This is a genomic window from Sedimenticola hydrogenitrophicus (assembly GCF_025175675.1).
In the GTDB taxonomy this organism is placed as follows: domain Bacteria; phylum Pseudomonadota; class Gammaproteobacteria; order Chromatiales; family Chromatiaceae; genus Sedimenticola; species Sedimenticola hydrogenitrophicus.
On sequence record NZ_JANIOA010000001.1, the window covers coordinates 1 to 24,062 of the forward strand.

The following is a 24,062-nucleotide window of genomic DNA, read 5'->3' on the forward strand; positions in this document are numbered from 1 at the left end:
TTGTTTGAGCGAAGCGAGTTTTGTCCACGGATGGACTTATGCCGCGGAGGCCATGGATGGCCGGGAGCGGCTTGGGCAGGCGCTGAAAAAGGGGCCGGATTCGAGGAAACAAGCCATCGTGTGAGGCCGGCAAGGCAGGCCAATCACTTACAAACCGGGTGAGTAGTTACCATTCGGTTAATCAGAGTGGGGGCTGCGGCTGTCGATGCCGCGCTCCAGCTCTCCGCTTTTGCGCAGTTCGCGCTTGAGGATCTTGCCGGCGGCATTTTTCGGCAGGGACGGGCGCAGCTCCACCTTTCTCGGTACTTCATGCCGCCCCAGGTTGTCCCGGCAATAATGCCTGATATCGGCGGCGGAGAGCCGCTCACCCTCCTGCAACACCACATAGGCGACGGGGATCTCACCGTGCAGCTCGCTCGGCTCCCCGACCACCGCCGCTTCCAGAATCGCCGGATGGGTGTAGAGCAGCTCCTCAACCATGCGCGGATAGACATTCATGCCGTTGACAATGATCATGTCCTTCTTGCGGTCGACAATATAGATATAGCCGTCTCCATCCTTGTAACCGAGATCGCCCGTTCTCACCCACTCGCCAAAGAAACTCTCGGCCGTCGCCTCCGGCAGATTCCAGTACCCCTTCATCACGTTGGGTCCTTTGACGCAGATCTCGCCGATGCTGTCGATGCCGAGCGGCCGGCCGTCGTCGTCATAGATCGCCATCTCCACGTCCGGCACCGGCAGCCCGACCGAGGCCGGCTTTCTCACCCCGTCGACCGGGTTGACACAGGTCACCGGCGAACACTCGGTCGGCCCGTCCCCTTCACACACCGGCACCCCGAAGCGCTCCTCGAACTGACGCATGATCGCCTCCGGCATGGCGGCGCCCCCGGAGACACAGTAGCGGATGCTCGACCAGCGTCTGACCTGCTCATCCGGCAAACGCAGCAGCACGTTGTACATACTGGGCACGCCGAGAAACACCGTGGCGGCCACCGCCTCGATCAACTCCGATACGGCCACCGGATCGAATTTCGCCAGCGGCGCCAGGCTCAACCCATGCAGCAGCGGCGTCAGGGTGCCGACGGTGGCGGCGAAGGAGTGGAACATGGGCAACACCACCAGCAACCGGTCCTCGCCCGGACGCAACTGCAGGGCGCTCCTGACGCTGCAGGTATTGGAGACCAGATTGCGGTGGGTCAACATGGCCCCCTTGGGGTGGCCGGTGGTACCGGAGGTATAGAGGATTGCCGCCAGGTCCTCGGCCGGATCGAACCGCGGCCGGGGCACGGACGCGGTACTCTCGCAGAGTGCCGTAAAGTCGAGATCCCGCGGACTGGTGGCTTCACCACCGATGCAGACGGCAAAACGCAGCGCCGCCAGTTCGTCGCGGAAGGCCGCGACCCCCGCCGCCATCAGCCGATGATAGATCAGGCCACTGATACCGGCATCATTGAGGATATAGAGAATCTCGCGCGGCTTGAGCAGCAGGTTGACCGGCACCACCACCGCGCCCGCCTTGACGATGCCGGCATAGGCGATGGCAAACTCGGCGCAGTTGACGCAGTAGAGGGCGATGCGGTCGCCCTTGCCGACACCCTGCCCGGCCAGCGCTGCGGCCAGCGCATCGGACTGCCGGTCGACCTGGGTGAAGCTGACGTGGCTGTCGGCCGAGAGGATGGCCGGCCGGTCACCAAACCGCTCGGCGGTGGCGCGCAGCATCTCCGGGATGGAGGGTATCGCTGTTGTTGTCATGTTTGTCACCCGCACAATAGAGATAGCGCAGGATAAAACCTGACATGGCCCGATGCAATGGAGTCGATTGCCGGGCAGCAATTCCAAGTATGGCTTTCAATAGCCGTTTCGTTGTCCCAGCTCGGTTAGTAGGGAACCACGGATGGACACGGATTCACACAGATAGGAGATCAGAATTCTGAATCCGTGTTTATCTGTGTGAATCCGTGGTTCTCCTGGGTCCCGCCCATTATGAACTTGTCCATATGCCTCTCTGGCGCCCACCAAACCACCGGAGAGGTTATAGCGTTCATTCCATCCTTAGGCCCGTAAACGGTGCATGGCATCCTCGGCTCCGTAAACGGTACATCCCTGTACCACTCCTCTTGCACCACTCCTCGCGGCTAAAAATGAATCCTTGCCAAGAGATGCTGAGGATAAACCTCGCCAAATTTAGAATTGCTGGTTGCCGGACCCGTCCCTGGGGCCGGACAGCGGATCAGGATCAGATCACCTTGGAGAAGTTTTTCTGCTGCACACCGGCCGACAGATAACGGTCGAAGGCCATGCAGATATTGCGGATCAGCAGGCGCCCCCGGGGCAGCACCCGGACCCCCTTTTCATCCAGCGAGATCAGGCCGTCGGCCGCCATGCCCGGCAGGCGCGCCAGCTCGTCGGCGAAGTACTGGTCGAAACGGATACCCCAGGCCTGCTCGACGACGCTGTAGTCGAGCACGAAATTGCAGATCAGACGGGTAATCACGTCGCGCCGGATGAGATCATCGGACGACAATTCGATACCCCGGAACACCGCCAACCGGCCGGCATCGATGCGGGCGTAATATTCGTCCAGGCCGCGCTCGTTCTGACTGTAGGTGCTGCCGACCATGCCAATCGAGGTGACGCCCAGGGCCACCAGATCACAATCGGAGTGGGTAGAGTAGCCCTGAAAATTGCGATACAGGGTGCCCTCGCGCTGGGCCACGGCCAGCTCATCGTCGGGACGGGCAAAGTGGTCCATACCGATATAGACATAACCGGCGCTGGTGAGGTGGTCGATGGTCATCTGCAGGATATCGAGCTTCACCTGGGCGGCAGGGAGATCCTCGGCATGGATGCGCCGCTGCGGCTTGAACATCTCCGGCAGATGGGCATAGTTGAACACCGAGAGCCGGTCCGGCCCCACCTCGATCACCCGGTCCAGGGTCTTGGTGAAGCTCTCGACGGTCTGGAACGGCAGACCGTAGATGAGATCGATACTGACCGAGCGGAAGTTGTTGTCGCGGGCCGCCTCCAGGACCGCCAGGGTCTCGGCCTCGGACTGGATCCGGTTTACCGCCTTCTGCACCCGGTCATCCAGATCCTGCACCCCGAGACTGAGGCGGTTGAAGCCCACCTCGCGCAAGGTGCGAATGGTCTCGGCGGTGGCCTCGCGCGGGTCGATCTCGATCGAATACTCACCCTTGTCGTCATCCGCCAGGGTGAAGTGCTCGCCGGTGACCCGCATCAGCTCCTGCATCTCCTGGTGGCTGATGAAGGTGGGCGTGCCCCCGCCCCAGTGCAACTGCTCCACCACCCGGCTGTTGTCGAAGATCGCCCCCTGCATGGCGATCTCCTTGTGCACCCGATCCAGATAGGTGGCCGCCATGCTGCGGTCCTTGGTGGCGATCTTGTTGCAGGCGCAATAGAAGCAGATGGTGTCGCAGAACGGGATATGGAAATAGAGCGACAGCGGCCCACCCTGGGCATTGGTCGCCTCGGCCGCCGCCCGGTACTGCGCCTCGCCGAACCCCTCATGAAACTGGGGTGCGGTCGGATAGGAGGTATATCGCGGTCCGGAATAGTCGTACTTGTTGATCAGCTCCAGATCAAATACCAGTGATTGATCCATGCTCAGTCCTCGTCGACATCGAGTCCCCGGCGATGGGTCTCGTTGATCTGTTGCAGAAGAATATGAAAGGGGATTTCGTCGCCATGACTATTGGCCACCTCGATGAATGGCAGATCCTCACGCCCGAAGGCGTAGGTGCCGTTGCACATCGCGTCGTAGAGCTGGTCGATGCCGCGCTCCAGCGGTTCCAGGTAGGCGGGGAATGTGGCCATCTCCTCCATCTCGTAAAGCAGGCACTCCTTCAGATCACCCACTTCGAATTTGGCCTGCTTGACCCACTCCGCATACTCCTGCGCGGTGCGTGCACGTTGAATTGCCATGCTATTGCCTATCCTTCATCAAATATATCCTGATACTCATTCAGCTGCTCGGCGGTGAGCAGAAAAACCCCGTGCCCTCCGCGTTCGAACTCGAGCCAGAGAAACGGGACATCGGGAAAACGTTCGCCCAAGGCATATTCGCTGTTGCCCACTTCGACCACCAGGATACCCTCCGGTTCGAGATAATCGGCGGCTTCCCGAAGTATGCGACAGACGATATCCAGGCCGTCCGCCCCGGCCTCCAGCCCCAACGCCGGCTCCCGGTGATACTCATCCGGCAGGGTCGCCATCTCCTCCACGCTGACGTAGGGGGGGTTACTGACGATAATGTCATAGTGGCGTCCACGCAGTCCGTCAAACAGATCAGAACGGATCGCTTCCACCCGGTCCTCCAGGTTGTGGCGCTCGATATTGATCGCCGCCACTTCCAGCGCCTCCGCCGAGATATCCACCGCATCCACATCCGCCTCTTCGAAGGCGTAGGCGCAGCCGATGGCGATACAACCGCTGCCGGTGCAGAGATCCAGCACCCGGCTCACCGTCTCCGGCTGGATCCAGGGCTCAAACCGGGCCTCGATCAGCTCGGCGATGGGTGAACGCGGCACCAGCACCTGGTCATTGATATAAAAATCCAGGCCGGCAAAGGTCGCTTCGTGGGTCAGGTAGGCCGCGGGGATGCGGCGGATGATCCGCTCCTGAAACAGGGCGTGCACCCGCGCCTTCTCGTCCGCGGTCAGGTTGGCGTCGAGGTAGGCCGGCGGCAAATCCCGCGGCAGATAGAGCGCATGCAGGGTCAGGCTGAGCGCCTCATCAAAGGGATTGTCTGTCCCATGGCCGAAATAGAGGCCGGCCTCGGTGAACCGACTGGCCCCCCAGCGGATAAAATCCCGCAGGGTATTCAGATTTTCGATCGCATCAGTCATGTATGGACCACCCGAAGAAGAGGGTGAATGATAGCCTATTTGGATTAGCTCTGGAAACGACAGCGAATCACCGGGCTGCCGCTGAACAGCGGGACATTCCGCGGCAGGGGTGGTTTTTTTCAGGAGCAATCGGTATACATAGAGCGTGTCCACACTAGCCGCACAAATTCGCCATCTTATCCCGCTACGCGGTCTGCCCGAACCCGTCATCGACTATATCAGTCGGCAGGCGTGGCTGGAGTGCACCGGACCCGGAGAGGACCTCCAGGCGCCCGAGGCTGGGGAAGCCACCGGTTACCTGCTCAAAGGACGGGTTTCGCTTCGGCTTGAAGACGGTTCGACCCGCACGCTGGAGGCCGGATCGGTTGCCACCGGCAGCCCGCTGCTCAATCCCGGCCCGCCCGGGGTGGCGGAGGCGCGCTGTGAGGGGTCAGTGGAACTGCTACGCCTTCCCCGCGATCTGGTGGAAAGCATCTACGCCAGCTGGTGGAACAACCGGCAGCGCAGCGACACCGGTATCGAACTGAAGGAGGACGACCTGGAAGACCGGATCTACATGGAGTTCTACCAACAGATCCAGGCAGGCGACTATGAGCTCCCCAGCATGCCGGATATCGCAGTAAAGATCGGCAGCGCGGTGGAAAACCCCAACAGCAGCAGCGAGGATCTGGCGCGGATCATCTCGGCCGATCCGCCGCTGGCGGCACGCCTGGTACGCACCGCCAACAGTCCGGCATTCGGTGGTGAAAGCCGCATCATCCACTGCCGCGATGCGGTCACCCGCCTGGGCCACGGCAACACCCGCAACCTGGTCACCAGTTTTGTCCTGAAAAACCTGTTCACCACCGACTCCCCGCTGATCCGGCAACACATGCTACAGCTTTGGCGTCACAGCCGGCGTGTCGCCGCCATCGCCTATGTGCTGGCGCGCCTGTCACCCGGCCTGGTGGCGGATCAGGCGATGCTGTCGGGCCTGCTGCAGAATATCGGCGCCATCCCCCTGTTCTGCGCCGCCGCGAAATATACCGAGCTGCTGGAAGACCCGGAGAAGCTGGATCGACTGGTGGATGCGCTCAAACCGGAGGTTGGCGCCCTCATCCTGCGCAATTGGAATTTCCCGCAAAGCGCGATCGATACCGTACTGCAGGGTGATAAGTGGTTTAGACACACGGCGCAGGCCGCCGACTATGGCGATCTGGTGATCGTGGCCCAGCTGTTCTCCTATATCGGCACCCGCAAGATGCAGCGGTTGCCGGCACCCGATCTCTCTCCGGCATTCCACAAGATCGCCGCCGGCAAGCTCAATCCCCTGCTCTCCATGTCCATCATCAATGAGGCGGAAACGGAGATCCATGCCATCGAGGAACTGCTTGAAGGCGGCTAATTCGACCTTGTCAGATGCTGGCGCTGTTTCCGATATTGGGCGGATAGCTTCCGGGTGAAGGGATTCCAAACACGCCGTAAACCCTTTCATGCTACGCATCCTGCTTCGCATGAAAGTCCGGCCCACCCACCCCTGGGGGCTAGACAACGGCATGGCATGCGCTGATGCTTATCCACCCTACGAATTCAGCGAGTTGGGCCTTGTGAAATGGACTCCGGAACTTAAGTTTTAACCACGCTGGCCTTTTGCGATCTCTGCTGTAAGCTTTATAGACCGTAGGGGAAACAACAAAAGTCGGCCCAGATGAAACTGTTTAAGACGCTTAAAACCCAGATCGCCGCAGCACTGGTGCTGATCATGCTGCTGTTCGGGACAATCTTCACCCTGAGCATGATGGCCCTGCAGGAGCAGCAGAGCTACAACACCCTGCTGAACATCACCTCCCGGCTTGAGCAGACGGCGCAAAGCCTGGTCTCCCTGGGGATGAACTATTCCAGGAATGTCCCCCCGGACAGCAGCAGTTATGCGCGTGATGTCAAACTGTATTACAGCGCCATGCACGGTCAGGTAGAGATGCTGGACACCATCACCAACAGCTTTATGCTAGCGGACTTCCCTCCGGCGCTTACCGATTACCCCGACCCGTTCCAGCCCCATCTGACACCGGCCACGGAGCAGGCGGTTTCCGCCGTCGAGGAGGTCTGGAAAGACTTTCGCGGGGGCATCATGGAGGCGCTGGGCAATGACAGCGGTATGCCGCGCCTGGAGCGCGCCTCGGACTACATCACCCACTACAACGCGCCGCTGATCGCCTCCATCAACATACTGCTCTCCCGGATACAGCAGCAGACCGACCAGCGGCTGACTCAGGTTTATCAACTGCATCTGGGCCTGCTGACCGCTGCCGTGATAATCACCCTCGGCGTATTCGCCTGGTTTTTCCTGGTGGTGCTGAGACCCCTGCGTCTGGCCGTGGACGGCTTCCAGAAGGTCGCCCGCGGGGATTTCGGCTATCAGGTGCCCATCAACAGCGACAACGAACTGGCCTTGATGACCCGCTCGTTCAATACCCTCTCATTGCGACTGCATGCCATCTTCCGGCTGATTGACCAGATACAGCAGGGCTCGGACCTGAATGAGACACTCGGTTTTGTCGCCAAGGAGTTCGCCTCCCTGCTGCCGCTTGACTGGGTCGGTGCACTGTTCGTGGCAGGTGACAACAACACCATTGTGCTGGAAGGCAGTTACCGGGCCGGACAACCGGAGATCGCCCGGCGCAGCCGCTATCCCCTGGGCAATACCCTGCTCCTGAAGGCCCTGGAATCCGGCGAGCCGCTGCACATACCGAACATGTCGGCCACTGGAAGTCAGAACCCCGACTTTCAGTTTCTCAACCATCTGATCAGCGAGGGGGTCCAGGACGCCATATTCCTACCCATAACCGATGCCAGCCCGATTCCCGGCGTCCTGGCGTTCGGCACCTGCACAGCGGACACCTACACCCCGGAACATCTCGAACTGCTCACCAATATCGCCGGCCTGATCACCCACAGTTTCGGTAAGACCGTGAAGCTGGCGGAACACAACCGACTGGCCGCCATCGGCGGCTTCGCCTCGGGTATTGCCCACGAGATACGCAGCCCGCTCTCCACCATCAGCATGGCACTGGACTATTTCCAGGACGCCGGACTATCCGATTCCGCCAACAAACGGGCCACGCTGGCCCGACAGGAAGCGGAGCGGATGGCACGCCTACTGGAAGAGATCCTGCTTTATGCCAAACCGCTCCAGTTGCGGCTTGAGCTTATCGACATCAAACAGCTGCTGACCCAGCTGTTCGAGACACACCGGAAGATCGCCCAGGAGAAGCAGCAACGTTTCGAGCTGGTGGCACCGGACACCGAGCTGCAAATACTGGGCGACCAGGATCGGTTGATCCAGATTTTCCTGAACCTTGCCAAGAATGCCTGTGATGCGGCGCCACTGCATGACCCGATCGTCTGGCGCCTGGAGAAGGACGGCATCGCCCGAATCCTGAAGGTCAGCGTGACGAACGGGGGGGATCCGGTCCCGGAAGAGCAGCTGCCACAGCTGTTCAATCCGTTCTTCACCACCAAGGCTCATGGGACCGGCCTTGGGCTCAGTATCGTCAAGCGTATTGTCGAGGCGCATGGCGGTGAAATAGCCATCGCCTCCAGTCAAGGCCAAGGAACCCGCGTCACACTCCTGCTGCCGCTGGCATGACTACGCCGGCAATGTTTGGAACCCTAGGGGTAACTACTCACCCGAGGTGTCCATTAAAGCCGCTCCAATGCACCACGGAGGCACAGAGGACACGGAAGTTAACTGAACGTAACTATTCAGCCGGTTCAGCTTAGGGTTCGATGCCGTCGTGGCTACGGGGAATTTGTGCCAAGAGACGCCGTGAATACATCCATGTAGGTCCACTATGGCCTCCCTGCCATAGAGGCTCTTTCCACAAATTCCCCGTAGCCACGACCCAGCCTGGATTCTGAATAGTTACAACTGAACAACGTAGCGTGGCGGATAATTGGAGCCTTCATTGTACTCAGCCCCCCTTGACCCTGGAATGCACCGCTTTCGGACTTGAGGATGGAACCTGCGGGAGGATCTTGTGGTTTCTCTGTGCTCTCTGTGTCTCCGTGGTGTGGATAGGGGGCGAATAGTTACCCCTAGGGCGGGCCATGCCCGCCGACGGCGCCCATGGGGCGCCCTATGAAAAAAGGCCACCCGTACGGGTGGCCTTTCAAATTACACACAGCGGGAAATCTTTACTGAGACCGGTTCAAGCAGCGGCGGTAGTATCCGCCCGGGGCATGACCGGCTCCTTGTGCTGCTCCTTGCGGCACCCTTCTTCCTTCAGACCACCCCGTTCAACCAGCTCTGCCAGGGTGATACTCTGCAGGAAGGAGAAAATCTCATTACTGAGGTCATCCCAGAGATTGTGGGTCAGGCAGCGTTTGCCGTCCTGGCAGTCACGGTTGCCGCCACAGCGGGTAAACTCCACCCACTCATCAACGGCACAGATGATATCGGCGATGGAGATCTCATCCGCTTCACGACCCAGATAATAGCCACCACCCGGTCCACGTACGCCTTTGACCAGTTGCTTGCTGCGCAGGGCGGCAAACAGCTGCTCCAGGTATGACAACGAAATACCCTGAGTTTCGGAAATCTCAGCCAGTGTCACCGGCCCGTTATTGCCATTGAGGGTAAGATCCAGCATTGCAGTTACGGCGTAGCGCCCTTTGGTTGATAGTCTCATAATTTCAGTTCCACTTGTTGAATAATTACCTACTCCTTTACTTGGTTATAAAACTATCATTTCCCTATGGAAATTGTCAACATTTATTGGATCGACTCCAATAACAAAAAGGCATATGTCCTATTTTTCTTGATTTTCTCTGAAATAACAACAAGTTAAATAAATACATGCGCCCTCTAAGGGCAGAGGTCGGAGTCAAATTTGATCATGGAACGGGGGCATTTCATACGACAATGTCCCGCAAATTACACTCCGACCCCTAGGGGAATCCTACAGATTGTATGAAGCTATTGATAAATGAGGGTAAATATGGGTCTGCAGCTCTTCAGACAGGGGCGAGGCGTTCCTGGGTCGGAGCCGTCAGGGCGTGCCGCGGTAGAAAGCAGTGGCCCTGGCGGACTGAATAGGCGAGCCATTTTGAAAGGAACAGACTGAGTTTCCACTTCTGTTCCAGTGTCGGGCGGATGAACCCCCTGTTGAGGGGGAGTATATGCTGCTTGAGACTGAGCACCTCGGCCTGGCGGGAGTCATGGTAGATTCTGATGGTGGCGTCGGGATCCGGCGACTGCCCCGACTCGTGGGCGAAATAGTAAGTCAGATGCAGCAGGCTGGTGTACGGCGTCTGCTCAAGCACCTCCAGATAGAGATCCATGACCCCATCCAGACGGGAAAGGTAGCGTCCCTGCATGGTCCTCATGTCGGGGGCCAGCCGCATCAGATAATGATAATTCTCATCACACAGATCCATCAGCCAACCCACCGTCGGTTTGCCCGACAGCAGCGTCTTCAGGCTCCAGGGGTAATGCGGACTGCGGCGCACATATTGTCTCTGCATTATCTGTGTCTAACATTCATGGTGGGATTTCCGGGATCCGCCCGACCCACTTGCCTGCCTATCCGTAAACTGCGGAATTTTCGTTCCGCCCGTCTAAAGCTACGTCTGCGACCCGCCTCCATGGCACCGCTTATCTTGGATAATAGTTATCGGCGTCCCCGTATAATACTGAAGCCGCTCACGGCGGCAATGACACCTTCAAGACACTATAGCAAACGGCCCACGGCGCCCTCCAGCATAACGGAACAGCCCCAGGGCCATTTCATCTGAACACGCAACTGCTTGTGCGAGTGGATCTGTCTGCTTGACCGCTCCTGGGCATCCCTGCCCTCGCGGCATTAGTGAATCCATTCACGTCATTGGCGGGTGTCCGCGGCCATGGGTGAGGCAGCGCTTGCGAAGCGTGGCTTCGCGCGCAGCCGAACGCTGAAGCAGCTGTGCTGCGATGCCGGAACGGCCGCGGCAAGCCCCCGGGAGGAGTGGTACAGGGATGTACCGTTTACGGAGCCGAGGATGCAAGGGTTTACGTCGTCCTGGAAACGGTCCTGTATTTCCTCCACAAAGCAGAAGGCCGGCATTTCAGCCGGCCCCGATTCTGCAGTCTGGAGCGCCCGGATCAGGCGTTCTCTGCCGCAATCTGCTGATGAACCTCGCTCATATCCAGTTCACCCGCCTTCTGCACCAGATCGCGGAATCCGCCCTCGGGCAGGGCGCCAGCCTGACTGAAGATGATTACCTTTTCGCGGAAGATCATCAGGGTGGGAATGGAACGAATCTGAAAATGTCCGGCGATCTCCTGCTCCACCTCCGTGTTCACCTTGGCAAACACGACATCCGGATGATCCTCGGACACCTTCTCATAGGTGGGGGCAAACGAGCGGCAGGGACCGCACCAGGGAGCCCAGAAATCGACAATGACAAAATCATTGTTGGTCACGGTCTCTTCGAAGTTATCTTTGGTCAGTTCTATGACAGCCACGGGAAGATCCTCTTTCGCTAGATACAGTTGCGAAACACTATATCATCATTTTCTAATGGATTCTAATTTTATCCGCCCATAAAAAAAGCCGGGGGCTACCCGGCTTTTCCGCAACCCTGGTGATGGACTCAGTCCAGGGCGGCAAAGATATTGTCGCGAATCTGATCCACACTGCCGACGCCGGCAATCTTGTGGTGCACCGGCGCCCCGTCCTGGCCGCTGGCAGCCCAACTGGAGTAGAAATCGATCAGCGGCTCGGTCTGGTCATGGTAGACCTTGAGGCGCGCCTTAACGGTCTCTTCCTGGTCGTCGTCCCGCTGGATCAGCGGCTCGCCGGTGACATCATCCTTGCCCTGCTCCTTGGGTGGGTTGAAGGTGACATGGTAGGTACGACCGGAGGCCAGGTGCACGCGACGGCCGGACATGCGCTTGATGATCTCTTCGTCGGGGACGTCGATCTCGACGACCGCATCCACCAGGACCCCGGCATCTCGCAATGCTTCCGCCTGGGGAATGGTGCGTGGAAAGCCGTCGAACAGGAAGCCGTTTGCGCAATCGGCATCGGTGATCCGCTGTTTCACCATCCCCATGATGATATCGTCTGAGACCAGCCCCCCTTCATCCATGATCTTCTTGGCCGCCTTACCCAGTTCGGTCCCCGCCTTGACATGGGCGCGTAGCATGTCGCCGGTCGAGATCTGCGGAATATTGTACCGCTCCTTGATATAGTTGGCCTGGGTACCTTTGCCCGCGCCGGGGCCTCCTAGCAGAATCACTCGCATTCAAATACTCCTTGGTTCTGGATAATAATCATTTTTGAATGGCGGGAGTCTGACACAGGCCACCCCCAATCACCATTCGAGTATGCAAATATATGAATATAAAAGACTTATGTTGCAACCGCACATAAGCGTGACAACCCTACCAAATAGTTAAATATCACACAATAAATCCGCTCCCGGCCCGCCATGGACAAACCTGTTCCATTGCCAAAAAGGGTAACGCCGGCGGCGGAGTCCAGGGGGACCGAATAGCCGAACTTATTTTTGCGCGAGCCCTGAGTCCATCCCTGAATAAAAAAACCCGCCACGGCTGAGCCGTGGCGGGTTTTTGCTCGCCGGGCGGTATCGGCTCAGGCCGACAGGCTCAGCATCAGCTTGTTGAGCCGGTGAACAAAGGCGGCCGGGTCCTCCAGCTGCCCACCCTCGGCCAGGGTTGCCTGATCCAGCAACACCCGGGAGAGATCGGCAAAACGCTCCTCGTCCGGCTCCTGGTCCATCTTCTCCACCAGCGGATGCTTCAGGTTCAGCTCCAGGATCGGCTTGGTCTGAGGGGCGTCCTGTCCCAGCTGCTTCAGCACCCGCTGCAGGTTGGCCCCCATATCATGCTCGTCGGCCACCAGGCAGGCGGGCGACTCGGTCAGACGACTGCTGACCCGCACCTCCTTCACATCGTCCCCCAGTGCCGCCTTCACCCGATCCAGCAGCCCCTTGTGCTCCTCGGCCTCCTTCTCCAGTGCCTCCTTGTCCTCCATGTCGCCGAGATCCAGCTGGCCCTTGGCCACCGACTGCAGCGGCTTGCCCTTGTACTCGTTCAGGTGGGAGACCAGCCACTCATCGACCCGGTCGGTGAGCAGCAGCACCTCCACACCCTTGGTGTTGAACACCTCCAGGTGCGGGCTGTGGCGGGCCGCCGCGTAGCTGTCGGCGGTGATGTAGTAGATCTTTTCCTGCTTCTCCTGCAGCCGCTCGAGATACTGGTCCAGGGAGACCGTCTCCTCCTTGCCCTCCGACTTGGTGGTGGCAAAACGCAGCAGACCGGCGATTTTTTCCTTGTTGGCGAAATCCTCCGCCGGCCCCTCCTTCATCACCCGGCCGAACTCCTTCCAGAACTTCTGGTATTTTTCCGCGTCATCCCTGGTCATCTTCTCCAACAGACCGAGGACCCGTTTGGTGCTGGCGGTGCGGATACTGTCGATCTTCTTGTCATGCTGCAGCAGTTCGCGGGAGACATTCAGCGGCAGGTCATCGGAATCGACCACCCCCTTCACGAAACGCAGGTAGTGCGGCATCAGTTTCTCCGCCTCATCCATGATGAAGACCCGGCGCACATACAGCTTCACCCCATGCTTCTGGTCGCGTTCCCAGAGATCGAAGGGCGCCCGGCCGGGGATGTAGAGCAGCGAGGTGTACTCGTTCTTGCCCTCGACCCGGTTATGCACCTGGTCCAGCGGCTCCTCGAAATCGTGGGCGATGTGCTTGTAGAATTCGTTATATTCCTCCTGGGTGACATCCGCCTTGTTGCGCATCCACAGTGCGGTCCCCTTGTTGACCTGCTCCCACTCGGGTTCCGGCGCCGTCTCCTCCTCGTCCGTAGCGAAATGCTCCTTGAGCATCTCGATCGGTATGGAAATGTGGTCGGAGAATTTACTGATGATGCTGCGCAGGCGGTAGCCCTCCAGGAACTCGCCCTCCTCTTCGTTGAGGTGCAGGGTGATGGAGGTGCCGCGACCCGGCTTTTCGATGGTTTCGATACTGTACGCACCCTCGCCGGTAGACTCCCAGCGCACCCCGTGCTCAGCCCCCAGGCCGGCCCGGCGGGTCTCCAGGGTCACCTTGTCGGCGACAATGAACGCGGAGTAGAAACCGACACCGAACTGTCCGATCAGCTGGCTCTGGCTGGCCCCCGAGTCATCCCCCTTGCCGCCCAGCGCCTCCAGAAACTTCTTGGTGCCGGAACTGGCGATGGTGCCGATGGTCTCGGTCACCTCCTGACGGCTCATGCCGATGCCGTTGTCCTCGATAGTGACGGTGCGGCGCTCCTTGTCCACAGAGACGCGGATCCGCAGATTGGGGTCTTCCTCATAGAGCGCATCGTCCGTCAGGGCCTCGAACCGGAGCTTCTCCGCGGCATCCGACGCATTGGAAATCAATTCCCTCAGGAATATCTCCTTATTACTGTACAGCGAACGAATCACCAGGTTGAGTACCTGGCTCACTTCCGCCTGAAACTCCAATGTCTCTTTATGCGCATCGACTGTCATGGTGTTGCCGCCTCCAATAAAATTTCAAGTAGCTCGTATTTCAAGTGGATCGATATTCTCAGTTCCCAGGCCCTAACCCCCTAAAATCCGCAAGGTAATCGGCCATCGACAGAAGGTGAGGGTCAACCGGTGAATTTCAAGCCGGCCGACGCGGATAGGAAAGGCGGCGGGCTAAGGGCTCGCGCAAAAATAAGTTCCGGTATTCGGTCGCCACTGGACCCCGCCGCCGGCGTTACGCTTTTTGGCAAGGGAACAGCCATTGCCTGCAAAGCGTGCCTTGCCGGCGTGGCCCAGTGACGCCCTCGGTACTGCGGAATTATTCTTGCGCGAGCCCTGAATCCAGCATACGGTCTTCCGCTTCCTTACCGGCGTAACGCCGAATCGCCCCCTCTCCCCCCATTTTGTTTGCAAAATATGACAAAATCCGTACACTTCAGCCCCACCTGAAGCGAGTAGCGTTCCGATACTGTGTATAGCCGAATACCGACCACAGATCGACGCCCTGGCGCCAACTACTGAAGAACGGTCCTGCACCCGACACCCAGGCCGGATCACGACTGCCATGCTCAAGCGTCTGCTCTTCGTCGTTGTCATCACCTATGGCGCCTATGCGACCTACACCTCTCGCTCCATAGAACATGATCCGGGGGTGCTGGTCGAAAACGCACCGAGTCAGCGCGACCCTGACAACTCCAGCCCCTTTACTCACAAAGGCTACCGGGTGACACCGCTGGCGGAGTTCAGTCTGGAGGCCAGGATACTGGGCACCAAGCGCTATACGCTGGGGCGAGAGTCGGAACTTTCACCTGTCGACCTGGCTCTGGGCTGGGGTCCGATGTCCGACAGCGCGGTACTCTCCCAGCTCTCAATCCGTCAGAGTGGCCGATTCTATCACTGGTCCACCGAGAGATTGCCGATCCCGATACAGGCCATCTCCCGCCACTCGGCAAATATGCATATGGTGCCAGCCGACAAGCAGACCGAGGCCGGGTTAAACAACCTGCGCGAGGGCGATATTATCCGTTTGGCGGGTTATCTGATCCGCGCGGATGCAGCGGACGGCTGGCACTGGACAAGTTCCCTGACACGGGACGATACCGGCAACGGCGCCTGCGAACTGGTCTGGGTCAGGGAGATCAGCCGACGCGGGTCAACGCTCTAAGATTTTATATTTGCTGCAATTTACCGAGGAAGATCATGAACAACTATGTCCAATGGCTGAGCGAACTGGGGATGGACGACGTCGAACATGTCGGCGGCAAAAATGCCTCCCTGGGCGAAATGATCCAGAACCTGTCCAATCTTGGCGTACAGGTACCGGGTGGTTTTGCCACGACTGCCTTTGCCTATCGGGAATACCTCGCCACCGACGGCCTGGCCGATCGTATCAACGAAGCCCTGGGCGAACTGGATGTGGACAATGTGCGGGCGCTGGCCGAGACCGGCGCCCGGATCCGCCAGTGGATCATGGAGACTCCCTTCCAGGCCGCGCTGAACCAGGCCATCGACGAGGCCTATGTCGCGCTGATCGAGGAGTATGGCGAGGAGGTGACCTGGGCGGTGCGCTCCTCGGCCACCGCCGAGGATCTGCCGGATGCCTCGTTCGCCGGCCAGCAGGAGACCTTCCTCAATGTCTCCGGCCTGGACAATATCAAAAAGCAGATCCACGAGGTGTTCGCCTCCCTGTTCAATGACCGGGCCATCGCCTATCGCGAACACCAGGGATTTGAACATTCGCTGGTCGCCCTCTCCGCCGGTGTGCAGAAGATGATCCGTTCCGACATCGGCGCCTCCGGCGTGATGTTCACCCTGGATACCGAGTCCGGCTTCCGCGACGCAGTCTTCGTCACCTCCAGCTACGGCCTGGGCGAGATGGTGGTGCAGGGGGCGGTCAATCCGGACGAATTCTATGTCCACAAGCCCACCCTGGCAGCTGGTCGGCCGGCGGTGGTGCGGCGCAATGTCGGCGGCAAGGCGATCAAGATGGTCTACAACCCCGGCGGCAACAGCCCGGTCAAGATCATCGATGTGGACGAGGCCGAGCGGCACCTGTTCTCCATCACCGACGCCGAGGCCGAGGAGCTGGCGCGTCAGGCGGTCACAATCGAAAAACACTACCAGCGGCCCATGGATATCGAGTGGGCCCGGGACGGTATCGATGGCCGGTTGTACATCGTCCAGGCCCGGCCCGAGACCGTGCAGAGCCGTAGCGGCAACATCATGGAGCGTTATGAACTGAAGACCAAGGGCAAGGTGCTGACCGAGGGCCGCTCCATCGGCTCGCGCATCGGTGCCGGCACCGCCAAGGTGGTGATGAGCCTGGACGACATGGACCATGTGCAGCCGGGCGACGTGCTGGTGACCGACATGACCGATCCGGACTGGGAACCGATCATGAAGCGGGCCGCCGCCATCGTCACCAACCGCGGCGGGCGCACCTGCCATGCCGCCATTATCGCCCGCGAACTGGGTGTGCCGGCGGTGGTGGGCTGTAATGACGCCACCCAGCATATCCAGAACGGACAGGAGGTGACCGTCTCCTGTGCCGAAGGCGACACCGGCTTCATCTACGACGGCAAACTCGATTTCGAGTACAAGACCATCGAACTGGACGCCATGCCGGAGATCCCCACCAAGATCATGATGAACGTGGGCAATCCCGACCGCGCCTTCGACTTCGCCAGCATTCCCAACGCCGGCATTGGGTTGGCCCGGCTGGAGTTCATCATCAACAACATGATCGGTATCCATCCCCAGGCACTGCTGGAGTATGACAACCTGCCGGATGAGCTGAAGGCCGAGATCGGGCCGCGCATCGCCGCCTACAAGAGCCCGACCGACTTCTACATCAGCAAGATCGTCGAGGGCGTCTCCACCCTGGCCGCCGCGTTCCCCGGCCCGGTGATCGTGCGCATGTCCGATTTCAAATCCAATGAATACGCCAACCTGATCGGCGGCACCCGCTACGAGCCGGAGGAGGAGAACCCGATGATCGGCTTCCGTGGCGCCTCCCGCTACATCTCCAAGAGCTTCGCCCCCTGCTGGGAGATGGAGTGCAAGGCACTGAAGTATGTGCGCGAGGTGATGGGCTTCAGCAACGTGGAGATCATGATCCCGTTCGTGCGCACCCTGAGCGAGGCGAAAGGGGTGGTCGAGGCGCTGGAGGCCAACGGCCTGAAGCGGGGCGAGAACGGCCTGCGCCTGATCATGATGTGCGAACTGCCCTCCAATGCCGTGCTGGCGGAGGAGTTCCTGGAGTATTTCGACGGCTTCTCCATCGGCTCCAACGACATGACCCAGCTGACCCTGGGCCTGGACCGGGATTCCAGCCTGATCGCCCACAGCTTCGATGAGCGCGACCCGGCGGTGATGAAGATGCTCAGCATGGCCATCTCCACCTGCCGCGCCAAGGGCAAGTACGTCGGCATCTGCGGCCAGGGGCCTTCGGATCACCCGGACCTGGCCAAGTGGCTGCTGGAACAGGGGATCAGCAGTGTGTCGCTGAATCCGGACACCGTGATCGACACCTGGCTGTTCATGGCGGGGCAGCAGGCCTGACCGGATAGCCGGAAACCGGGCGGTAACGAAACTGGGCGGGGGCAACCCCGCCCGGTTTTTTATTGCCCGAAACAGTGTCGCCTATCAACCTCGACGACGAAAAACGCCAGAGCCGAGACAACGACTCTTAGCCGACGGTTTATCACCAGAAAAGGCTCCGGAATTACACAGAACAACCTACGGCACCCTTCAACCATATAAATTTAAAGGCTTTGAATCTGCGCCCCAGTGTTTACAATGGGGGCGAATTTCACAGCGGGCAGAGACCCGTCAGCCGAATAACGGGAGCGTATTACAGTGGAAGAGAGAAATGTTGATGTCGCCATTATCGGCGCCGGCAGTGCCGGACTCTACGCCCTGGGCCGGGTCAAGGCCTCGGGAAAAAGTTTCGTCCTGATCAACGGCGGCGAACAGGGGACCACCTGCGCCCGGGTCGGCTGTATGCCCTCCAAGGTGCTGATCCAGATCGCCGAGGATTTCCACCGCTGCGGCATCCTCGGGCGCTACGGAGTGGAGGGCCACAAGGCCCTTACCCTGGACGGCGAGGAGGCGATGGGCCATGTACAGGATCTGCGCGACACCTTTGTCGACCGGGTCGTCAGCAACAGCACGGCGCATATGAGTGAGGAGCTGTTCATCGAGGGCTATGCCCGCTTCCTCGAACCCCATCTCCTGGAGGTGAACGACATCCGCATCCGCGCGGAGAATATCATCATCGCCACCGGCTCGCGTCCCATCATACCCAAGCCGTGGCAGGCCTTCGGCGAGCGTATACTGACCACCGACAGCCTGTTCGAGCTGGAGGAGCTGCCGCAATCGCTGGCGGTAATCGGGCTCGGTGTCATCGGCCTGGAGATCGGCCAGTCCATGGCCCGGCTGGGGGTGGAAACCACCGGCTTCGACCAGCTGGAGACCATCGGCGGGCTGGATGATCCGGCGGTCGCCAAGGCGGCCGTCGAGATCATCGGGCGGGATTTTCAGCTCCATCTCGGTCATGCCGCGGAGATCAGCGAAGAGGGCGACAAGTTGCGGGTCAGTGCCGGCGAGCACTCGGTACTGGTGGACAAAGTGCTGGCCAGCCTGGGGCGACGCCCCAACCTGGACAACCTGCAGATCGAGAATACCGGTATCGACCTGGGGGTGAACGCCATCCCCACCTACAACCCCCAGACCATGCAAATCGGCAACAGCCATATCTTCCTGGCCGGCGACGTGGATGCCGAGCGACCGCTGCTGCACGAGGCCGGCGACGAGGGGCGGATTGCCGGCCACAACGCCTGCAGCGACCGGGTCCAGGCGTTTCAGCGCAAGACCCCGCTGGCCATCAACTTTGTCGATCCCAATATCTGTCACGTCGGCCGGCGCTGGTCCGAACTGGACCCGGAACAGAGCGCCATCGGCGAGGTCAATATGGCCCCGGTGGGTCGCGCCCTGATCATGGGCAAAAACAAGGGCCTGATCCGGGTCTATGCCGACAAGGCCAGCGGCCGGTTGCTGGGCAGCGAGATGATCTGCGCCAAGGGCGAGAACCTGGCCCATCTCCTGGCCTGGGCTATCCAGCAGCAGCTGACCGTCGGGGATCTGCTGCGTATGCCGTTCTACCACCCGGTGATCGAAGAGGCATTGCAGGCGGCGCTGTATGACCTCTACAACAAGGTCGACCGCAAGAACAGCGGGCCGATCACCGAACTGAAGCTGGTGGAGTGAGCGGCTACCGGGGGACAGGAACACCCCAAGGCCTTCCAATTTAATATTGCCGGGTAGTAACTACTCACGGGGTGATTGGCCTGCCTTGCCGGCCTCACACGATGGCTTATCTCCTCGAATCCGGCCCCATTTTCAGCGCCTGCCCAAACTCGCTTCGCTCAAACAAGGGCAGGCTTGTATCTGAAAAAGGGGCCGGATTCGAGGCGCCATCGAGATCGCCCGGTAAGGCAAACCAACCACTTACAGACCGGGTGAGTAGTTACGCCGGGTAAAGCTGATTCAGTTTCGTAGGGTGGATAAGCCGGTAGGCGCATCTACCCTACAAAAGCCACACTGGCGCCGAACCACAGATTCACACAGATAAACACGGATGCAGAATTCTGATCTCCTATCTGTGTGAATCCGTGTCCATCCGTGGTTCCTTCTGATAAATATTTCTTATGGACTGGATGCAGGTTGGACTTGCATTGGAACAGAGTATCGACAAAAGTACTTTATCAAATTGAAGTAGTACTAGGAGTCTGTTGGGCTTAACGCTGATTTACTGCGGAAAAGCCCTACGGACTCCTAGGAGGCTGTCGGGTTTATCCGTTTGAAGCGAAAATCACTGGGGGCGAATCAAATCAGTTTATCGAACGAGGCGAATAGTGGACCTATTTAACGAGTTCGATAAGCTGAGTTGATCGCCATCCAGGGATTTGCAGCCAAACAGCGTTAAATCCGACAGCCTCCTAGCATCAGCCCTCCGGGGTCCGGCGGAAATGGCTGATCAATGCCTCATCCCTGAACAGCTGCGCCGTGCCGTCCCCCTCCACCCGCAGGTTGAAGCGGATCCGGGTCTCGGTATCCTCCTGCGTGGTGCAATCCAGCTGAATCTCACCGTCGTTTTTCGCGCCCCAGAAACAGTGGTGACTCTCCGCGCCGCTGGCGGCATCAACAAGTTCGGCCCGCCCCTCAAAGTGGACCAGTACCTTGGAAAAGGGCGTTGCGGCGGAATCGACCGCCTCCCAGTTGCCGGCTCCGGGATGAGGGGAACAGCCGGCCAGGCCAGCCGTCAACAGAAATACCAGTCCCGCCATTCCGATCTTTCGCATCATCAATCCCGTGTTTAACCGTTGCTTGTCGTGGCGGCATTATAATGCAGAGCCGTTCGGTTTGGTTACCCATAATCTCGGCCGCCCCCCACTAGGGATCGGAGTCAGATTAACAAGGAACCACGGATGGACACGGATTCACACAGATAGGAGGTCAGAATTGTGAATCCGTGTTTATCTGTGTGAATCCGTGGTTGTCCTAATTGCCAGATACGCGGAACCTTCCACAAGGTCGCCCAGTCGCCGACTCCAGGATCCGCGCAAAGGCAGATGTGGATGGCCGCCGGATGTGCCACAATAGACGCCGATTTATGACTCCCGGTAATCCGGCCCGCTGACCGAAACGGATCTACAGGCGCCGGCAACCCCCACTCTGTCTCAACTAAAAGAAAGGTTATGGCCCAGTACATCTATACAATGAACCGCGTCGGCAAGGTGGTACCGCCGAAACGGGTGATCCTCCGCGACATCTCCCTCTCCTTCTTCCCGGGCGCCAAGATCGGCGTGCTGGGTCTGAACGGCTCCGGCAAATCGACCCTGCTGCGCATCATGGCCGGGATCGATACCGATATCGAGGGCGAGGCACGGCCGCAGCCAGGCATCCATGTCGGATACCTGCCGCAGGAGCCGCAGCTCGATCCGGCCAAGGATGTGCGCGGCAACGTGGAGGAGGCGTTGGCTGACGTAGTCGAGGCACTGGCCGAACTGGACAAGGTCTACGCCGCCTATGCCGAACCGGATGCGGATTTCGATGCCCTGGCCACCAAACAGGCCAGGCTGGAGGATCTGATCAATGCGAAGGATGGCCACAACCTGGAGCGCACTCTGGAGATCGCCGCCGATGCGCTGCGCCTGCCGCCCTGGGATGCCGATGTCACCAAGCTCTCGGGCGGTGAACGGCGCCGCGTGGCGCTGTGCAAGCTGCTGCTCTCCAAGCCGGACATGTTGCTGCTGGACGAGCCGACCAACCACCTGGATGCGGAGTCGGTGGCCTGGCTGGAGCGCTTCCTGCACGACTACCCCGGCACCGTGGTGGCGGTCACCCATGACCGCTACTTCCTGGACAATGTGGCCGGCTGGATTCTGGAGCTGGACCGCGGCCACGGTATCCCCTGGGAGGGCAACTACAGCTCCTGGCTGGAGCAGAAGGAGCAGCGCCTGGAGATGGAACAGAAGCAGGAGGCGGCCCGCATCAAGAGCATGCAGCACGAGCTGGAGTGGGTGCGCTCCAACCCGAAGGGACGCCACGCCAAGAGCAAGGCGCGCCTGCAGCGCTTCGACGAACTGCAGAGCCAGGAGTTCCAGAAACGCAACGAGACCAACGAGATCTATATCCCGCCCGGCGAACGGCTGGGGGATCTGGTGATCGAGGCCGAAGGGCTGAGCAAGGCGTTCGGCGACAAGCTGCTCTACAGCGATCTCTCCTTCACCCTGCCCAAGGGCGGCATTGTCGGTATCATCGGCCCCAACGGCGCCGGCAAGACCACCCTGTTCCGCCTGCTGACCGGCCAGGAGCAGCCGGATGGCGGCGAACTGCGCATCGGCGAGACGGTGAAGATCTCCTCGGTGGAGCAGTCGCGCGAGGCCCTGGATGACAAGCACACGGTGTGGGAGGAGCTATCCGGCGGTGCCGACATCATCACCATCGGCCGCTACGAGCTCAACTCCCGCGCCTACGCCAGCCGCTTCAATTTCAAGGGCACGGATCAGCAGAAACGCATCGGCGACCTCTCCGGCGGCGAACGCAACCGCGTGCATCTGGCCAAGACCCTGCAGCAGGGCGGCAACGTGCTGCTGCTCGACGAGCCGACCAACGACCTGGATGTGGAGACCCTGCGGGCCCTGGAAGAGGCGCTGCTCACCTTCCCCGGCTGTGTGGTGGTGATCTCGCATGACCGCTGGTTCCTGGACCGCATCGCCACCCATATCCTCGCCTTCGAGGGGGATTCCAGCGTCACCTGGTTCGAGGGTAACTATGCGGATTACGAGGCCGACCGCAAACGGCGCCTCGGTGCCGAGGCGGACCAGCCGCACCGCATCAAGTACAAGCCGCTGAACCGTTGAGCGGTTAAGTACAGGGGTCGGAGTCAAGCCGCTTGGACGGGGAGGAAGTTGTCGCCGCAGGTGCACGGCTTGACTCCGACCCCTCCCCATCGGCACGGAAAAAACCGTAGGATGCGGTGAGTAAAACGAACCGCATCGATCATTGGGCAAATGATGCGGTTCGCAAGCTCACCGGCATCCTACGCTGAAAGTTTGTTGGTACGGTCACGATTTCATACAGGTCATCACCATGGACCAGACAGAGCAACTACTTGAGCGCGCACAACGGCTGATCGAACGCCTGGAGGGGGTCTTTTCGCCCAGGGTTGCGGAACCCGACTGGAGCTGTAGCGCCTATCGCTGGAAGCGCAGCACAGGACTTCAGGCCATCGCCCGGCCGCACAAAGTGCTGCTGAGCGACATCCTCTGCGTGGACCGGGTCAAGGCGGAGATCACCCGCAATACCCGCCAGTTTGTCGACGGGCGCAGCGCCAACAACACCCTGCTCTGGGGCTCCCGCGGCACCGGCAAGTCCTCCCTGATCAAGGCACTGCTGAACGAATTCGCCGACCGGGGACTGCGCCTGATAGAGGTGGAGAAACACGACCTGATCGACCTGCCGGCCATCGTCGAGCTGATCCAGGACCGGCCGGATCGCTTCCTGCTCTATTGCGACGACCTCTCCTTCGAGGCCGATGACGCCAGCTACAAATCCCTCAAGGCGATCCTCGACGGCTCGATCTCGGCACCGCCGGAAAACGTGCTGATCTACGCCACCTCCAATCGCCGCCACCTGCTGCCGGAGTTCAAGCAGGAGAATCAGGACGTACATATCGTGGAGGGGGAGATTCACCAGAACGAGAGCGTCGAGGAGAAGATCTCGCTGTCCGAGCGCTTTGGCCTCTGGCTCTCCTTCTACCCGTTCAGCCAGGATCAGTACCTGACCATCGTCGACCACTGGCTGACTCGCTTGGGGGCCGCGACAACCGCCGATGAGACGATCCGCCTGGAGGCGCTGCGTTTCGCCTTGAAACGGGGCTCACGCAGCGGCCGGGTGGCACTGCAGTTTGCCCGCGACTGGGCCGGCCGGCTACCGGAGGAGCGGCCGGCCAGCGTCGACTAGCCACGCCCTTTACCCATAAGTAGGCCGGACTGCATCCAGGCGTAGGATGGGTGGAGCGCCGCCATGAACTCTCCGCCGACTCCCTCTCCGGCGCGCAACCCATCGTGCACCTGCATCCGCATCCGAAGATGGGTTACGGCGCGCC

The 24,062-nt window shown here is 59.9% G+C and carries 17 protein-coding genes; 7 read left to right on the forward strand and 10 right to left on the reverse strand.

Translation table 11 applies throughout. From position 1 onward, the window contains the following. Nucleotides 1-177: 177 nt before the first annotated feature. The 4 genes from NPX02_RS00005 to prmB all read right to left on the reverse strand — a co-directional run bounded on the left by NPX02_RS00005 (nucleotide 178) and on the right by prmB (nucleotide 4,865). The gene (locus tag NPX02_RS00005) at nucleotides 178-1,752 is read right to left on the reverse strand and encodes a long-chain-fatty-acid--CoA ligase (RefSeq protein WP_260291042.1); all 1,575 of its coding nucleotides are present in this window, start codon (nucleotides 1,750-1,752) and stop codon (nucleotides 178-180) included. 484 nt (nucleotides 1,753-2,236) lie between these two features. Next, nucleotides 2,237-3,622: an oxygen-independent coproporphyrinogen III oxidase gene (gene hemN, locus NPX02_RS00010; RefSeq protein ID WP_260291043.1), complete on the reverse strand. Its 1,386-nt coding sequence runs from the start codon at nucleotides 3,620-3,622 to the stop codon at nucleotides 2,237-2,239. A gap of 2 nt (nucleotides 3,623-3,624) precedes the next feature. Further along, nucleotides 3,625-3,942 carry a general secretion pathway protein GspF gene (locus NPX02_RS00015; RefSeq protein ID WP_260291044.1) on the reverse strand — a complete coding sequence of 106 codons (318 nt, stop codon included), beginning with the start codon at nucleotides 3,940-3,942 and terminating at the stop codon, nucleotides 3,625-3,627. Nucleotides 3,943-3,950: 8 nt separating this feature from the next. Then, on the reverse strand, nucleotides 3,951-4,865 hold the full coding sequence (prmB, locus tag NPX02_RS00020) for a 50S ribosomal protein L3 N(5)-glutamine methyltransferase (RefSeq protein WP_260291045.1): 915 nt from the start codon (nucleotides 4,863-4,865) through the stop codon (nucleotides 3,951-3,953). Between the two features lie 145 nt (nucleotides 4,866-5,010). On the opposite strand from prmB, the gene NPX02_RS21430 reads away from it, so the two are divergent. Continuing rightward, complete coding sequence (locus tag NPX02_RS21430; protein ID WP_260291046.1) at nucleotides 5,011-6,249, forward strand: HDOD domain-containing protein; 1,239 nt, start codon at nucleotides 5,011-5,013, stop codon at nucleotides 6,247-6,249. A gap of 303 nt (nucleotides 6,250-6,552) precedes the next feature. Beyond that, a complete protein-coding gene (locus tag NPX02_RS00030; RefSeq protein WP_260291047.1) occupies nucleotides 6,553-8,493 on the forward strand; it encodes a sensor histidine kinase in 1,941 nt (646 codons plus the stop codon). Nucleotides 8,494-9,055: 562 nt separating this feature from the next. Here the strand turns inward: NPX02_RS00030 and NPX02_RS00035 are convergent. From NPX02_RS00035 to htpG, 5 genes are all read right to left on the reverse strand, one after another. Next, nucleotides 9,056-9,535 (reverse strand): Rrf2 family transcriptional regulator, encoded by a 480-nt coding sequence (locus NPX02_RS00035; RefSeq protein ID WP_260291048.1) that lies wholly within the window; start codon nucleotides 9,533-9,535, stop codon nucleotides 9,056-9,058. A 325-nt stretch (nucleotides 9,536-9,860) separates the two neighbouring features. Continuing rightward, the gene (locus NPX02_RS00040; RefSeq protein WP_260291049.1) at nucleotides 9,861-10,370 is read right to left on the reverse strand and encodes a DUF1249 domain-containing protein; all 510 of its coding nucleotides are present in this window, start codon (nucleotides 10,368-10,370) and stop codon (nucleotides 9,861-9,863) included. 616 nt (nucleotides 10,371-10,986) lie between these two features. Beyond that, nucleotides 10,987-11,349, reverse strand: coding sequence for a thioredoxin (gene trxA / locus NPX02_RS00045; RefSeq protein WP_260291050.1), 363 nt, complete (start codon nucleotides 11,347-11,349; stop codon nucleotides 10,987-10,989). Nucleotides 11,350-11,477: 128 nt separating this feature from the next. Then, nucleotides 11,478-12,131: an adenylate kinase gene (adk, locus tag NPX02_RS00050; protein WP_260291051.1), complete on the reverse strand. Its 654-nt coding sequence runs from the start codon at nucleotides 12,129-12,131 to the stop codon at nucleotides 11,478-11,480. Nucleotides 12,132-12,481: 350 nt separating this feature from the next. Beyond that, nucleotides 12,482-14,392, reverse strand: a complete 1,911-nt coding sequence (htpG, locus tag NPX02_RS00055) for a molecular chaperone HtpG (protein ID WP_260291052.1) — start codon at nucleotides 14,390-14,392, stop codon at nucleotides 12,482-12,484. A 562-nt stretch (nucleotides 14,393-14,954) separates the two neighbouring features. Here htpG and NPX02_RS00060 point away from each other — a divergent pair. The 3 genes from NPX02_RS00060 to NPX02_RS00070 all read left to right on the forward strand — a co-directional run bounded on the left by NPX02_RS00060 (nucleotide 14,955) and on the right by NPX02_RS00070 (nucleotide 19,657). Then, nucleotides 14,955-15,554 (forward strand): hypothetical protein, encoded by a 600-nt coding sequence (locus tag NPX02_RS00060; protein ID WP_260291053.1) that lies wholly within the window; start codon nucleotides 14,955-14,957, stop codon nucleotides 15,552-15,554. Nucleotides 15,555-15,589: 35 nt separating this feature from the next. Further along, the gene (ppsA, locus tag NPX02_RS00065; RefSeq protein WP_260291054.1) at nucleotides 15,590-17,950 is read left to right on the forward strand and encodes a phosphoenolpyruvate synthase; all 2,361 of its coding nucleotides are present in this window, start codon (nucleotides 15,590-15,592) and stop codon (nucleotides 17,948-17,950) included. A 297-nt stretch (nucleotides 17,951-18,247) separates the two neighbouring features. Continuing rightward, entirely contained in the window at nucleotides 18,248-19,657 is a 1,410-nt protein-coding gene (locus NPX02_RS00070; protein ID WP_260291056.1) for a dihydrolipoyl dehydrogenase, read from the forward strand. A gap of 737 nt (nucleotides 19,658-20,394) precedes the next feature. Here the strand turns inward: NPX02_RS00070 and NPX02_RS00075 are convergent. Continuing rightward, nucleotides 20,395-20,751, reverse strand: a complete 357-nt coding sequence (locus NPX02_RS00075; RefSeq protein ID WP_260291057.1) for a hypothetical protein — start codon at nucleotides 20,749-20,751, stop codon at nucleotides 20,395-20,397. A gap of 396 nt (nucleotides 20,752-21,147) precedes the next feature. On the opposite strand from NPX02_RS00075, the gene ettA reads away from it, so the two are divergent. Continuing rightward, nucleotides 21,148-22,815, forward strand: coding sequence for an energy-dependent translational throttle protein EttA (ettA, locus tag NPX02_RS00080; protein ID WP_260291059.1), 1,668 nt, complete (start codon nucleotides 21,148-21,150; stop codon nucleotides 22,813-22,815). A 229-nt stretch (nucleotides 22,816-23,044) separates the two neighbouring features. Continuing rightward, nucleotides 23,045-23,917 (forward strand): ATP-binding protein, encoded by an 873-nt coding sequence (locus NPX02_RS00085; RefSeq protein WP_260291061.1) that lies wholly within the window; start codon nucleotides 23,045-23,047, stop codon nucleotides 23,915-23,917. Nucleotides 23,918-24,062: the final 145 nt, after the last annotated feature.

Coding starts and splice junctions, on each gene's coding strand:
- ettA (WP_260291059.1), top strand. CDS start 21,148: ATGGCCCAGTACATCTATACAATGAACCGCGTCGGCAAGGTGGTACCG.
- adk (WP_260291051.1), bottom strand. CDS start 12,131: ATGCGAGTGATTCTGCTAGGAGGCCCCGGCGCGGGCAAAGGTACCCAG.
- NPX02_RS00060 (WP_260291053.1), top strand. CDS start 14,955: ATGCTCAAGCGTCTGCTCTTCGTCGTTGTCATCACCTATGGCGCCTAT.
- hemN (WP_260291043.1), bottom strand. CDS start 3,622: ATGGATCAATCACTGGTATTTGATCTGGAGCTGATCAACAAGTACGAC.
- ppsA (WP_260291054.1), top strand. CDS start 15,590: ATGAACAACTATGTCCAATGGCTGAGCGAACTGGGGATGGACGACGTC.
- htpG (WP_260291052.1), bottom strand. CDS start 14,392: ATGACAGTCGATGCGCATAAAGAGACATTGGAGTTTCAGGCGGAAGTG.
- NPX02_RS00015 (WP_260291044.1), bottom strand. CDS start 3,942: ATGGCAATTCAACGTGCACGCACCGCGCAGGAGTATGCGGAGTGGGTC.
- NPX02_RS00005 (WP_260291042.1), bottom strand. CDS start 1,752: ATGACAACAACAGCGATACCCTCCATCCCGGAGATGCTGCGCGCCACC.
- NPX02_RS00030 (WP_260291047.1), top strand. CDS start 6,553: ATGAAACTGTTTAAGACGCTTAAAACCCAGATCGCCGCAGCACTGGTG.
- NPX02_RS00035 (WP_260291048.1), bottom strand. CDS start 9,535: ATGAGACTATCAACCAAAGGGCGCTACGCCGTAACTGCAATGCTGGAT.
- NPX02_RS00075 (WP_260291057.1), bottom strand. CDS start 20,751: ATGCGAAAGATCGGAATGGCGGGACTGGTATTTCTGTTGACGGCTGGC.
- NPX02_RS00040 (WP_260291049.1), bottom strand. CDS start 10,370: ATGCAGAGACAATATGTGCGCCGCAGTCCGCATTACCCCTGGAGCCTG.
- NPX02_RS00085 (WP_260291061.1), top strand. CDS start 23,045: ATGGACCAGACAGAGCAACTACTTGAGCGCGCACAACGGCTGATCGAA.
- prmB (WP_260291045.1), bottom strand. CDS start 4,865: ATGACTGATGCGATCGAAAATCTGAATACCCTGCGGGATTTTATCCGC.